This window comes from Methanosarcina thermophila TM-1 (genome assembly GCF_000969885.1).
In the GTDB taxonomy this organism is placed as follows: domain Archaea; phylum Halobacteriota; class Methanosarcinia; order Methanosarcinales; family Methanosarcinaceae; genus Methanosarcina; species Methanosarcina thermophila.
The window spans coordinates 1,470,372-1,484,169 of record NZ_CP009501.1 but is presented as its reverse complement, the minus strand read 5'-3'; the positions used below and the strand labels follow the sequence as shown (position 1 = coordinate 1,484,169).

Genomic DNA, 13,798 nt, shown 5'->3' with positions numbered 1-13,798 from the left:
TGTTGTATCTCATTCAGGTAAGTGATTACTGAAAATAAAAAACGCAAGAAAACATAAGAGAAGATATTTCTCAATGTATTTCTACAGAAGTGAAAAATAGATGTTTCTTAAACAAGACAAAATTGTAGAAAAAATTCGTGAGATTCCTGTTACACTTGGAGATGTTTCCGAAAGCATCTTCGGAGGTGTAAACACAAAATACAGACTACTTCACAGGCTTGCCCTTCCTGAGGAAGGAGGTTCTGACTCATATTATCTTTGCGAGGGCATGTGTAAGCCTGTATTTTTAGAGCCTGAACTTGTCTATCCGTATGTGTCAGAGACTTTTTCTGACAAATTCACATTCCATCCTTCACCTTACGGTTTTATGCTGCCTTATGAATTGTCTGAAGGGGGAAAAAGGAGAGAATACACTATAATTCCTCCTGAAGAACTAAAGGTAAGGTTCCCTATGACTTATGGCAGAATTCTGGAGTTCAAAAGAAAATTCCGCCATGATAACTCGCCTCTTAAATCTTCAGACTACAGTATACACGGTAGAAAGTTCATGGAGTATCTCAACGTTCCTAAAATTATTGCTACTGAGGGCTATCATCTGCAGGCTGCATACGATGCTGCCGGTAATCATGTGTTTGAGAACGGGTGTGGTATTGTCCTCAAGGATTCGAGTAAGTATGCTTATGTTACTGCGGTTCTTAACAGTTCTATTGCCAGACTCTTTCCTTCGATCTGCAGATCTGAAATGGCATACTCAGAATATACTGCACCTGCAGTAATGAAACATTTCCCAATTGTGTTCCCTGATAACAGGTTAACCGAAGATCTCATAAACACTGTCTCCAGTTACCTTTCGTTCCTTAACAGGCAAAAGTATGCAAGAGATTACTGGGTTCCAGACTGGCTTCGGGAACTTATAGATTTCTATGAGCAGGTCTCAAACCTTCTGGTGCTGGATACTTACTTCTTAAACAGCCTTGATCAAAGGCTTATGAATGCTCTTGAGGAAAATATCCATCCTTATGCTGGAGATCTGAGTTCTGAAGAAAATGATCCTGAGGACAGTGATAGTCTCCTTAGTGCGCTATATTATATAAAACAGAGAATCCTTGAAGCATCAAGCTCTGAAAAGTACAAATTCAATATGGGACTGCCTGAAATTCTCAATTTCTATCAGAGTAATGAAGGATTTTAAGGCATCCTTTTTATTCTTTATTGAATTTCAGGGAGTTTATCCATCATTATTTTACATTTAGATTTTTATCAAAAAGTTTATATAATTTGACCCCCCCCACACCCAGGGGGTAAAAAGTACTCTCAGGGCAGAAAATATTTTTTTCAGTAGATGCTGAATCTGTGTAAATAATTTTACTGCTTCAGGATGAGTTCCAAAACTCCATGCTTCAATTTCTGGCAGCAAATCAGGCGAGTAATTCCCTCCTTAATATCAGAAAATTCTTGGAAAATTTCTGCCCTGAGAGAATTTTAACCTTCATAGAGCTGAGATCAGGATCTCTATAACGCATGAAGAAGTCCAGAGAAGGCTGACAAAGAGGAAAATGCTGATGTAGAGGTTGTAGTGCTATCTCGAAGTGTACTTCAACGATCCAGGAGTAATTCAACCAAGAAATACTAACTGAAATCTATGCGCACTGCGGCTAATCAGGGAAACTCTTAAAATCTTCCCCCGGTATGATTTCATCTTTTCTTTAAATCCGTTTTAGTTTCTATCCTTTCTCTTTTATCAACAATTTTATTTTTCAAAGAGTCTCAATTTATTATGAAGTTTGTACTTCCGAGGAAGGGACTTCTCGCTGTGCTTCCACATTCCTCGAGTTAAAAAGCTCTGTATACCTTCTAACTTAATGTAAAAACTTATATATCTGGGTCTTTGTAATTATTATAACATCTTATGTTTTTTAGCTCCGTTTAGCTTATTCTCCCTATTCATAATTATTCATAAAAGGAAGGTAGTCTTATTTCCCTGCAAATTCATACCGCTGCATTTCCCTATATGGGAGCATTAATTTTTTCGGGGCTTATATCGGCCTTGCTTGCAATCAAAGCATACAAGTCCTTTAACTACCGCAGGGTGTATTTTTCCAAGTATTTCGTACTTATTATGTTAAGTATGTCCCTCTGGTCCTTGAATTATGCTTTTGAAGTTGGACTTATGGATATTAAGCTCAAATATCTCTTTGCCCGTTTAGAATATATTGGGATTGCTTTTGCTCCTGTAGCGTGGTTTATGTTTGCGGCTGAATATTCAGGGGTTGGCAAAGAATTCATGAGAAAGTATGAAAATGTTTTTCTCATGCTTCCTTTTCTCGCAATTTTCTCGATGCTTACAAATGGCTTTCATAGAATGCATTTTAAAACATATTACCTGGATATCTCAGGAGGCTTCCCACTTTTAGTACTCGTATATGGGCCTTTCTTCTGGATATTCTACATCTATTCTCTCATTTTAATCCTATTTGGAGTCTTATTCTTCATCAGGCAATATGTCCATTTAACTACACCCTATAAGGCTCAGGCAGCAATTGCTCTCACGGCAGCCTTCATTCCAATTCTAGGGAACATTCTCCATATTGCAGATATAGGTCCTTTTGCATTCTTTGATCCTACTCCGTTTGCATTTACAGTCACGGGTTTGATTCTTTTTTGGGGCATTATGCAGCATGAGTTCCTCAGTATTATCCCGATTGCGAGAGGGAACGTAATTGAGTCTATGCGCGATGGATATATCGTGGTAGACCTTAGGGATTCCATAGTAGATATCAATAAGGCTGCTCTTGAACTGGCAGGAAAAACAGAAAAAGAGGTTATCGGAAAAAACTTAAATGATCTTTTTGGGGATGAAGTGAAGATACCTCAGAGTGAAATGGGTTCGGGCACTTTCAGCAGAGAAATCTCCCTGAAGAGCGGACTTGAGACAAAGTACTTTACTTTTAGTATCAGCCCTCTTATGACAAAAGACCATGAAGAGGGTAAGCTCATAATGATCCACGATATTACAGAAACTTACAAGTATCAGGAAGCTCTGAGACAGGCTAATAAAAAAATAAATCTCATGAGCAATATTACCAGACACGATATTCTCAATCAGGTGAATGTACTTTCCGGTTACACTGAACTGATTTCAGAAACTCTTCCTGAGGATGTCAGGAGCGATCCTCGAATTGCGAGGTATCTTCAAAATCTCAATAAAGGTATAGAGACAATTCAAAGCCAGATTGTTTTCACCAAAGACTACCAAGAACTTGGAATAGTCTCCCCTACCTGGCAATCCATTAGTGATACTGCAAAAGAAGCAGCCTTTCCTTTCTCCGGTCAGAACATTAAGTTTTTCATTGAGGAGAGCGGACTGGATGTATATGCCGATCCTCTATTTAAAAAAGCCTTTTACAACCTTTTTGATAACGCAAGGGCACATGGAGTGCATGTAACCGAAATTAGTGTTAGTTCTCGCAGGGTTGATGATAGTCTTGTAATAGAAGTAAAGGATAATGGCATAGGAATTCCTGCTGAAATGAAAGAACTGATTTTTGAAAAATCCGTTGGAAAAAACACAGGGCTAGGACTTTTCCTTGTAAGAGGTATTCTTTCCATTACAGGACTGGAAATAAGAGAAACCGGAATCGAGGGCAAAGGTGCCACATTTGAGATTACAGCACCTCCAGGGAACTGGCGCGTTAATACTTCTCGGCAAAACTTACAACTTTAAGTGTTTGAGACTTCCTGAGGTCTGATTTCCTCTTTTCATTCTATTTTTCTATCAATAATGACTTTTTAACAGATGAAATTTTTAGCTCCTATTAATTTTATTTTATCTGAATGGAATTTTACATAATTTTATATCTTCGCTTTAATATATTATCACACGATAATACATCAAAAAAGCATTCTTTCAGCTAATAAGCCCATTCTGGTGACAAAATGACTAAATTTACCCTAAGAGAGAGATTTGAGAAGGCACTCAAAGGAGAGACATTAGATATCATGCCTGTCTGTTCGGTAACCCAGACCGGCACTGTCGAACCCATGGAAATGACTGATGCATACTGGCCCCAGGCACATTACAATGCCGACAAGATGGCTGCTCTCGCACTGGCAGGATATGAGATTGCGGGATTCGAAAATGTACGCTGTCCTTTCGACATTACCGTGCTTGCCGAGACGCTTGGTTGCACAGTAGATGAAGGAAGTATAGATATACAGCCCTATATAACGGATTTCCCCTGCAAAAAAAAGAAAGATGTAAAGAATATATCAGTTCCGGATTCACTCCTTGAGAGCAGACGAACCTCAGTAGTGCTGGACGCTGTTGAAATTCTAAATGAGAAAGTAGGGGAAACCGTACCTGTTGTTGCCGGAGTTGTGGGTCCTGCAGGACTCGCCTCCATGCTTGCAGGAATGGAAAATTACCTCAGGTGGTTCGTGACAAACCCTGATGTAGTTGAGGAACTTATGGGAGTTCTTATTGATGCATGTATAGAATACGCAAATGGTCTGCTCGAAAGAGGAGCTCATGCCATAACTCTTATAGATTCCGAGGCAGGACCTGATATTATTTCTCCTCAAATGTTTGAAACATCGGTCTTCTCTCTATATAAAAAATTTTGTAGGAAAGTAAAAGGCTTTAAGGTTCTTCATATGTGCGGCGACGCTACTGCAGTGCTTGACCCGCTTGCAGATGCAGGTTTTGATGGAATAAGCATTGAAGAAAAAGTAGACGTCAGTTTCGCAAAGAGAATTATAGGTGACAGAGTACGCCTTATCGGAAATGTTTCTCCTTCTGATACTCTCCTGATAAAAGGGACTGAAGCAGTCCTTATTGAAGCTACTGCCTGCCTTGAGGACGGAATTGATATTCTTGCCCCGGGCTGCGGGCTTGCTCCCCATACTCCACTTGAGAACATAAAAGCACTTGTCAGAGCGAGAGATAATTACTTCTCACAGTGAGTTTTCGTTAAGAGCCTCCTGTTAAGTATACTCAAAAGAGAGTTTTATCCTCGCCTTCCTTTATATTTTCAGAACCCTTGAAGCTTATGAATACTGCAGAAGCCAGTATAAGTGCACAGCCTGCAAGGGTCTCAGAAGGCAATCCGATTCCCAGTACAGCAATATCAAAGAATACTCCGCTGACAGGTTCTACCAGAGCAAGAAGGCTGCCGGTCTGGGCTTTAAGATTAGCAAATCCCAGAATGGTAAATATCTCTCCAAGACCTATGGATACTACCCAAAGGCTATAAGCACCTTCAGGTTACTGTAAAGTACATTGGGAGAAATCTCTAATGTAAAGGGACTTAGAAGCAAAAGGGCGACTCCCATGGGCCAGAACATAATTGCAAGTTCAGGATATTCTGCTTTCAGGATTCTTACATTCATAATCAATGCTGCAAAGATTACTCCTGAGAGCAGCCCGGCTGCAATACCAAGCATATAGTTGCCTGTAAGTTCTATGCCCGAAAGACTTCCGGCTTTACTATAAGGAATACTCCCGTAATTGCGATAAAGAGGACAGATATACTTTCCTTCCTAATTTTCTCATTCAGGATAAGAGGAGAGGCAAGCATTACGTAGAAGGGAGCCGTGTACTGGAGCAGGATAGCAATAGAGACGCAGGTAATTTTCAGGCAGGTAAAATAGAGCAACATGCATGCGACTACAAGCACTCCTTGAAGAAGAAGGCTCCCCTTTCTTTTCTTTAATTTCAGGTCCGAGGTTTTTCCTCTGGCAGCTATATATATAAAAAGAAACAGCAGACCAAAAAATAATCTGTAAAATATTATGGGAGCAATTGACATACCGTGGATGCGGTCAATGAAGAGCCCATTCATGCCGTAGAATATACAGCCTGCAATTACTGCGAAATGCGGCTTTTTGCCCTCCAGAAACATTCAACAGGGATATGCCTGTACCATTTATATACCTGCTGTAAATGTCATAGAATTAAATTTAAAAATTCCTGAATCTTCAGTTTGGGAATAATTATATTAGTCGGTCGTTTTAAGGGCAGTTAGTTATAGTTCAAATTTAGTTGTTGGAGTTAAAGCCTCTCAAGTTCAGCTTTACTTTTTGTCTCATCTGTCAGCTTTTTAACTAATTCATCTTCAAGCTCCTTGTTTACAAGAATAATGAATTCCACGCTGTCTGTATACATTTCTTTCCTAATAACTCCATATTTCTCGATCAGATTTCTTACTTTCTGGCTTTCCGCATATCCCAGACGTACTCTTAATCTAACCTGTTCGAATACCTCGACAATTCCTGCCTCTTCAATAGCGGCAAGTGCTGTATTCCTGTATGCTCTTGAAAGTCCCCCAAAACCTAGTTTTATTCCCCCAAAATATCTGGTCACGACAACAACTGCATTCCAGATCTCCTTTGACTCCAGTATTTTAAAAACAGGTTTTCCTGAGCTACCTGCGGGCTCTCCGTCATCGTCATATTTAAGTGCAAAGGAGCTTTTTTCTTTTATAAAATAAGCCGAAACATTATGATTTGCATCCCTGTGTAATTCCTTTATCTTTTTTATGAAAGCTTTTGCTTCATGTTCACTTTCTACAGGTCTGGCGTAACCTATAAACAGAGAATTCTTGAATTTTTTTGAGCCTTGCCGCAGGACTTAAGAGTTTTGTAATTTTTCAGTGTTCTGCCTCAAACAGCTTTTACATATTTTTTCTAAATCTAGTGTTTACAGGTTTTTATTTCTTCAACGGAGGGGTGTCGTACCACCTTTAAATATTTTTCTGTCCAAATAATCCTTCTTTTTTAATCTTCTATCCATTTATTCGCCTCCTGTTATTTATTTTAGATATTTTAAGTATAAATAAATTAAATGGATTTTTATAATTCTTATCTTATTACAGATAGTCTGGGAATATGCATTCTGATCATATGAACTATATTGTTATATTATTTCTTTACCAAATCGAAAAGTTTTAATGTAATTGGCTGGTCATGCATAAATATCTCATAACAAAATCCTAGGATTTTGTATGAGCTGGGTGTAAAAAGGAAGAGAACTTTAGAGGTATTATTAATGAAAAAAATGTTAAAGATTATGGCAATGCTCCTTGTTATTGCCACAGTTGTCTTTGCAGCCGGCTGTGCTGAGCAGTCCGAGTCAGAGGCAAGCGAAGGAGCAGAAGAAGTGACTGAAGAAGCAGCTCCAGTAGCAGATGACACCGCCCCTGTAGAAGAAACAGCAGCTGAAGAAGAAGCTGCAGCCGAAGAAGAAACTGCAACTGAAGAGGTTGCAGCTGAAGACGCAACCGCAGAAGATGCTGCAGCTGACGACACTGCTGCAGAAGATGTTGCAGCTGACGACACTGCTGCAGAAGATGTTGCAGCTGACGACACTGCTGCAGAAGATGTTGCAGCTGACGACACTGCTGCAGAAGATGTTGCAGCTGACGACACTGCTACAGAAGAACCAGTCGCTGATGACGCTGCCGCAGAAGAAGTCGCTAACGACACTGCTGCAGAAGAAGAAGCTGCTGAATAAGCTTAATTCTGCAATGTAAAGAAGAAATTATCTAAGTAGCCTTTTTAAAAGGCTACATTTTTCCGTTTTTCAAAAATAGTTTTTATGAGCTAATTCTAATTTTTGTGTTTCCTGAGATCGAAAATTTCAGAAAATTCAAATAAAGTGCTTGCGACTTTTCGTTAATTTTATCAGGGACGATTTTGAGGAATAGTTACTAACTTATTAATAAAAATCTGCATTATCTTTTTAAGTTGATTTGAAGACTCTTTTCTTTTTGTTTTGCTCTGGAATGTTTCAGGAGAACACCACGGTGGGTTAAATAAGAAACTGCCAAGTTTAGCTTAAATGTACCCACTAGTTATATTTTTTTGATGGATCTATCGCAATCCTTGATCCTGAAAATGATCGGGAAGGTTTTAAACATCATTAAAGATCTCGAAAAAGAAGGCATGGCAATGGGTGCGGTAACTCAGGAAATGGGTTTTGCCAGAGAAGTAGGAGATCGCGTGCTCTTCATGGATGGCTGCATAGTAGTAGAGAACGATACTTCTCTGGAAATCTTCTTTAATGTCTGGAATGAGAGGATAGTATCGTCTTTTAGTAAGGTTTGTGATGCAGTGTTTAATTTGATTTTTCTATTTTAATAATAACAACTTTTTAACTGGAATTTCAATCAGTTTTCATAATTCTTATGTAGTAGTTTCTCTTAATTACCCTCATTGTTATCGAGGCTAAAAAAAATGATAGAAACCCTGAAAGCCTATTTTGATCTTATTCGTGCTCATTTTCTTCCGGTCTGGCCTCTTATTTCCTGCTCTGGATTGATGCTTGCTTTTGCAAACTATGGCGGTTTTTCCTGGGAGTTGACTCTCAAGGTGGCTCTGATGGGTATGCTTGGGTTTGGGGCAGGCTTTATACTTAACGATTATGTTGACAGAAATAGAGACAGACTTGATGTGGAGAACGCGCTCACAAGGTACTGGAGGCCTTTTAAAGAGAGACCTATCCCTTCAGGAAAAATTTCTTCAAAAAATGCCCTCCTGTTGTTTATTCTGTTTATAACGGTCATTTCAGCCTTGATTTTCACACTTCCCTATCCCAACTCTTTATACGTGTTTGCAATTATGCTGTACTCTTACGGCATAGAGGCTTTTTACCAGGTAAAAAAGAGAAATCAGAGTTATCCGATTGCCCAGCTTTCGGGCAGGACGGACTTTACGCTTTTTCCGGCGGCAGGTTATCTCTGCTACGGGCAGCCGGACATAACCATGCTGCTATATATGGTTTTTTTATATCCATGGACAATGGCTCACCTTGGGTTAAACGACCTTATAGACCTGAAAAATGACCGGGCAAGAGATATGAAATCCATAACCGTGCTCTATGGTGAAAAAGGGACGGTATACTGGATTACAGGCTTTACAATCCTGCATCTATTTGCAGGAGTTTTCTTTATGAGGGAACTTGGAAATATTGTCCCTTATGGTTTTCTTGCAGGGTTTGTACTTCTTTCAGGATCAAACCTCTATCTCTGGAAAGAAAAAAGTCCAGCAGCCGGCTTGAAGGTGCTTCCCTTTTTCCATATGTCTCTGGTCATCTATGCGATTTCGATTATCCTTGACTTTATCTACTGAATTGAAAAACTAACTCTGTAGAGAGGGAGCCCTGGAGTTTTTTCTTTTCCTTCGCTTTTTCTTTTTCAGTCTCTTTTCAGTTCTCTATCCTTTTTGCTTTTCATCTTGCTATTTTCGACTTTTTGCCTGACCTTTTCTGCCTTTCTCAAGCAAGATTTTACTCTAGACGGAAAGTCCATTTCTCAGGAGGATGAAGCCCGATAGATGGGATGAAAACCGTCGACTTCATTATAGTAAGCTTTATAAAACCTATATATCTTTTCAAAATGTGTAATATATTAAAACCTACAAATGCCAAATCGATCCTAATAAATAAAAAGAAATGAACAAACTAAGAAATCAATCTCAAGGTTTGATTTACAGCACATTTTAGTGCATGAAGTAAAACCTTCTTCTACGCTTCATGGAGCAGTTCCGTAACAAAATTAGAGTATAAAAAGTTGAATAGCTGGGAAAAACTGCTCTAAGCACAGGAAGATTTGAGCCGTCTTCTAAATTATGCAATGTTTATGGACATCACAATTCTAATCAAAATCTTATAGTTATCTGACACCTGCGGAACGTAGAGATGGGTTTGTGGACTTGCGAACAACTATTCGAAGAATGAAGCAAGAAGGTTCCTCCTCGCTTTCATCAGAAAGCAGGAGAGTTAGTTCACGTCAGCAGGATAAATTACCAGGATAGGTGAACCGGATATGAGAATAGCAGTCTGCGGGAAAGGAGGAAGCGGAAAAAGTACTATTGCAGCTCTCCTGGCAAAGGAAATGGCAAAAACTAAAAACGTGCTTGTGCTTGACATTGACGAGTCAAATTATGGATTGCATAGCCAGCTGGGAATGGCAGCTCCACGGGATCTTATGGAATATTTCGGAGGAAAGAAGGGCTTTAAGGAAAAGCTGAGGGCAGCTCCAAAAACCACCCAGTTCTGGGGGCTTGCAGCCAATGAAGGTACTTCTGGACAGCCGGTGCAGCAGCAGTCCCGATTTTTTAAAAACAGGTGGAGTTTCTCTGACCTCCCGCCGGAATTTGTTGAGGAAAAGGATGGAGTAAAGCTGATGGCGGTTGGTAAAATCCATGATTTCGGGGAAGGCTGCGCCTGCCCAATGGGAACACTGACAAGAGAGTTTCTTGAAAACCTGGATCTCGGGAAAGACGATGTTGTTATTGTGGATACTGAGGCTGGCACCGAGCATTTCGGACGCGGGGTTGATAAGGACTTTGACCTCATCCTCGTAGTTGTTGACCCTTCCTACGAATCCTTAAAGCTCTCAAAGAAATTCGATGAATTTGGTGCTCAGTGCGGATGTAAAGTTTATTTTGTGCTTAATAAGGTTGAGCCGGATATAAGGGAGGAAATGCTGGCATCGGTGAACTGCGTGAATGTTGTGGCTGAGATCCCCGCAAAAAGAGAGATCTTTAAAGCATCCCTAAAAGGTGAAGAGCTTGATTTCGAACTGGATGAAATCAAAAAACTTGCAGCGTTCCTAGAGAAAATTGAGTTATTGAAACATTGAGACATTTATCCATCAGCCGGGCAGTAATAGCCAAAAACGTGTCTGGGTGGCTAATATACATGGAAAAAGTTTTGTCTCAAATATGGATCACTAAATAATTTCATGCTTATTTCATTTGAGAAGCTTTCATTCTAAATGACATGCCATTCAAAACCAGCTTTTAACTCTATTTTCAGTTTTTTGCCAAAACTATAAACTTCGAATATTTCTCATTTTTTTCCTGCCTGTTACCCTACCGCAAAAGAGGAATACTTCAGAGCACTTATCCGAAAGTATATTATTGATCGTGCTATTTCAATAATGCAAAAGTTTACCTGGTCTCGGGCAGCACGTCTATTTACCGGGCTGTCCTTATTGAACTTCAAACTTATTAAATCTTAAATCTTATTGAAATTGCGCTAAGTATCAATTGAGAAAATAATTGAATTTGTTGATGCAAATAACAAAAATATATTTAATTTTTTATTAAGCAGGATTTTCCCTGTTTAGATGCTGGAGATATGAATTATGACTATGCGTGAGTACATGCTTGGAAATGTGGCAATCGCCCGCGGGCTCCTTGAAGGTGGCGTGCAGGTTATTGCAGGCTATCCCGGAACCCCCTCTTCAGAGATTATTGATACGCTTGCATGCCGGGAAGATCGGGATTATCATATAGAATGGTCGGTTAATGAAAAGGTTGCAATGGAAGTCGCAGTCGGAGCTGCCTGGGCAGGCGTCCGTTCTGCAGTGACAATGAAACATGTAGGTTTAAATGTTGCAGCCGACCCTCTTATGACCCTTGCTTATGCAGGCACGAAAGGCGGGCTGATCGCAATTGTTGCCGATGATCCTTCCTGCCACTCCTCCCAGAACGAGCAGGATACCAGGCGCTATGCCCAGTTTGCCCTTTTGCCCTGTTTTGACCCTTCAACCCCCCAGGAAGCCAAAGATATGCTTCCCTATGCTTTCGAATTCTCTGAAAAATTTGAAGTCCCTGTAATCTTCCGGCCCACTACCCGGATCTCACATGGGAAATCTGATATCGAGTTGGGAGAGATCCCTGCAAAAAAGGCGGTTCCACACTTTGAAAAATTGCTTGACCGCTGGGTAATGCTTCCCAAGAATGCCCGCCACCGCCATACACATCTCCTCTCGATCCAGCAGCCTATTGAGGACACCCTTGCCGAATCTCCCTGGAATTCCCTTGAGCTCAAACCTGAAGCAAAATTAGGGGTAATAGGTGCAGGCATTGCGGCAATGTATGCAAAAGAGGCGCTTGTAGAGCTTGGAATTGAGGCTTCCTTCCTTAAAATTGGAACTTATCCAGTTCCAAGACGGCTGATTCTTGAGCTGCTTAAAACCGTAGATGCAGTGCTTGTATTCGAGGAGCTTGAGCCGGTTGTGGAAGAACAGGTAAAGCTGATCGCACAGGAAGCTGGGATTGAGGTCTCAGTGCTCGGGAAAGCTAATGGTTTTGTGTCCAGGGAAGGGGAACTGGATGTAGGTGCATTCCTTGAGGCTCTTAAGAAAACTTTTGACCTTGAGATAGAACTCGAACCGTCTGGCACGGCGATTGAGCTTGCACCCCGCCCACCTGCCCTCTGTGCAGGTTGCTCTCACAGGGCGACTTTTTACTCCATGAGAAAGGTCTTTGGAAAAGATGCGATTTATCCCAGCGACATCGGCTGTTATACCCTCGGAATCCAGAGCGGTACTGTTGATACTACACTTTGCATGGGCTCGAGCATCAGCATTGCCTCAGGGCTTTACCACGCAGGGGAAAAGCGCCCGATTTGCTGTTCCATAGGGGACTCAACCTTTTTCCACACAGGTATGAACTCGCTCCTTAATGCAATTGTCAATAAAGCGAATATTACAGTTACAATCCTTGACAACCGCATTACAGCCATGACCGGGCATCAGCCAAATCCTGGTGTCGGGTTTACGGTAACAGGGGAGCCAGCCGTTCAAGTATCGCTTGCCGAGCTCTGTAAAGCAATGGGTGCCGAATTCGTGTCGGTTGTCAATCCTTACAAGCTTGAGGAAACTCAGGAAGCACTTAAAGCCGCAAAGGAGTTTGAAGGTACAGCTGTGGTTATTGCCAGGCAGCCCTGTGTGATTTCAGGGAAAAGGGCAGGCATACGGAGGGTCCCGTATATTGTTGAACCTGAAAAATGCGAAGGCTGTAAGCAGTGTGTAAAGTTCGGCTGTCCTGCAATTGAGTTTGATGAGGAAAACAAATGTGCTGTGATTACGGCACTCTGCAGCGGGTGCGGGGTCTGTGCCCAGATCTGCAAGTTTGAAGCTATTCAGGAGATGAAGAAATGAGCCAGGCTGAGCAAAAAAAGTTTGACCTTCTTATTACGGGAGTAGGAGGGCAGGGCGCAATCCTTGCCTCAGACATTATCGGAAAAGCTGCCGTTACTGCAGGGCTGCCCATCCGGGCTGCGGAAACACACGGTATGGCCCAGCGCGGAGGCTCTGTTGTGAACCATATCCGGATCGGGCAAACTTATGGCTCCATGATCCCGAAAAAAGGTGCAGACCTCATGCTTGCCCTTGAGCCAATGGAAGCCGTAAGGTACCTGGATTTCCTGAAAGACGGTGGAATTATTATTGTAAATACCCAGCCTGTAGTTCCTGTGACCGTTACCTCTGGGCAGGCAAAATACCCTGAGGTTTCGGATATCCTTGATGCCCTGTCTGAAAAATACATAGTAAAAGCCTTCAATGCCGATGAACTTGCGTTTGAAGCCGGGAGCAGGCTTGCAATGAATGTCGTAATGGTAGGGGCAGTCTCAGGCTATCTGCCCATTCCGAAAGAAACCCTGATTGAGAGCGTAAAAGCCCTTGTGCCTCAGAAAACGATTGAGGTGAATCTCAGGGCTTTTGAGGCGGGAAGGCAAAAAGTAGAGGAAAGCTGAAACTGAGGAAATCTAGAACTTTCCTTTTTAGAACTTTCCTTTTTTTCATTGCCTATGCCCATATACACAGGCTTTTTAACGGGCTAGTTTAAATACACTCATTTAATACACCTATATAAATATATAACATTCAAGAAGTAAGACTTTAATTAAATAGTAAAAATACATCAGTCAGTATAAATACATCAACTGGTATAGAGTTAACTTTCATTGAAAACAGATTCTGTACCTATGACCCACTACATGATAGTG

The 13,798-nt window shown here is 41.0% G+C and carries 13 protein-coding genes; 10 read left to right on the top strand and 3 right to left on the bottom strand.

Annotated elements, in window-relative coordinates; genetic code table 11:
• Positions 1-100 precede the first annotated feature (100 nt).
• The 4 genes from MSTHT_RS06380 to MSTHT_RS15095 all read left to right on the top strand — a co-directional run bounded on the left by MSTHT_RS06380 (position 101) and on the right by MSTHT_RS15095 (position 5,252).
• Positions 101-1,192 (top strand): hypothetical protein, encoded by a 1,092-nt coding sequence (locus MSTHT_RS06380; RefSeq protein ID WP_048167062.1) that lies wholly within the window; start codon positions 101-103, stop codon positions 1,190-1,192.
• 819 nt (positions 1,193-2,011) lie between these two features.
• A complete protein-coding gene (locus MSTHT_RS06375; RefSeq protein WP_048167061.1) occupies positions 2,012-3,724 on the top strand; it encodes a histidine kinase N-terminal 7TM domain-containing protein in 1,713 nt (570 codons plus the stop codon).
• A gap of 212 nt (positions 3,725-3,936) precedes the next feature.
• Positions 3,937-4,962: a methylcobamide:CoM methyltransferase MtaA gene (gene mtaA / locus MSTHT_RS06370; RefSeq protein ID WP_048167060.1), complete on the top strand. Its 1,026-nt coding sequence runs from the start codon at positions 3,937-3,939 to the stop codon at positions 4,960-4,962.
• Positions 4,963-5,048: 86 nt separating this feature from the next.
• Complete coding sequence (locus tag MSTHT_RS15095) at positions 5,049-5,252, top strand: hypothetical protein (protein ID WP_231588219.1); 204 nt, start codon at positions 5,049-5,051, stop codon at positions 5,250-5,252.
• On the opposite strand, the gene MSTHT_RS15090 is transcribed toward MSTHT_RS15095, so the two are convergent.
• The 3 genes from MSTHT_RS15090 to MSTHT_RS06360 all read right to left on the bottom strand — a co-directional run bounded on the left by MSTHT_RS15090 (position 5,236) and on the right by MSTHT_RS06360 (position 6,586).
• Complete coding sequence (locus MSTHT_RS15090; RefSeq protein ID WP_231588218.1) at positions 5,236-5,442, bottom strand: hypothetical protein; 207 nt, start codon at positions 5,440-5,442, stop codon at positions 5,236-5,238. The two genes, MSTHT_RS15095 and MSTHT_RS15090, sit on opposite strands and share 17 nt — an antisense overlap.
• A gap of 17 nt (positions 5,443-5,459) precedes the next feature.
• Positions 5,460-5,900, bottom strand: a complete 441-nt coding sequence (locus MSTHT_RS15085; protein ID WP_231588217.1) for a DMT family transporter — start codon at positions 5,898-5,900, stop codon at positions 5,460-5,462.
• Positions 5,901-6,049: 149 nt separating this feature from the next.
• Positions 6,050-6,586, bottom strand: a complete 537-nt coding sequence (locus MSTHT_RS06360; protein WP_156149732.1) for an IMPACT family protein — start codon at positions 6,584-6,586, stop codon at positions 6,050-6,052.
• Between the two features lie 459 nt (positions 6,587-7,045).
• Between MSTHT_RS06360 and MSTHT_RS15080 the strand changes: the two genes are divergently transcribed.
• From MSTHT_RS15080 to MSTHT_RS06330, 6 genes are all read left to right on the top strand, one after another.
• Positions 7,046-7,510 carry a hypothetical protein gene (locus tag MSTHT_RS15080; RefSeq protein ID WP_052721842.1) on the top strand — a complete coding sequence of 155 codons (465 nt, stop codon included), beginning with the start codon at positions 7,046-7,048 and terminating at the stop codon, positions 7,508-7,510.
• A gap of 353 nt (positions 7,511-7,863) precedes the next feature.
• Positions 7,864-8,136, top strand: a complete 273-nt coding sequence (locus tag MSTHT_RS14785; protein WP_197071766.1) for an ATP-binding cassette domain-containing protein — start codon at positions 7,864-7,866, stop codon at positions 8,134-8,136.
• Between the two features lie 96 nt (positions 8,137-8,232).
• Positions 8,233-9,126, top strand: coding sequence for a prenyltransferase (locus MSTHT_RS06345; protein ID WP_048167057.1), 894 nt, complete (start codon positions 8,233-8,235; stop codon positions 9,124-9,126).
• A gap of 695 nt (positions 9,127-9,821) precedes the next feature.
• Positions 9,822-10,640 carry an ATP-binding protein gene (locus tag MSTHT_RS06340; RefSeq protein ID WP_048167056.1) on the top strand — a complete coding sequence of 273 codons (819 nt, stop codon included), beginning with the start codon at positions 9,822-9,824 and terminating at the stop codon, positions 10,638-10,640.
• 507 nt (positions 10,641-11,147) lie between these two features.
• Positions 11,148-12,950, top strand: a complete 1,803-nt coding sequence (iorA, locus tag MSTHT_RS06335; protein ID WP_048167055.1) for an indolepyruvate ferredoxin oxidoreductase subunit alpha — start codon at positions 11,148-11,150, stop codon at positions 12,948-12,950.
• A complete protein-coding gene (locus MSTHT_RS06330; RefSeq protein WP_048167054.1) occupies positions 12,947-13,546 on the top strand; it encodes an indolepyruvate oxidoreductase subunit beta in 600 nt (199 codons plus the stop codon). Before iorA ends, MSTHT_RS06330 begins: the two co-directional genes overlap by 4 nt.
• The last annotated feature ends 252 nt before the right edge of the window (positions 13,547-13,798 follow it).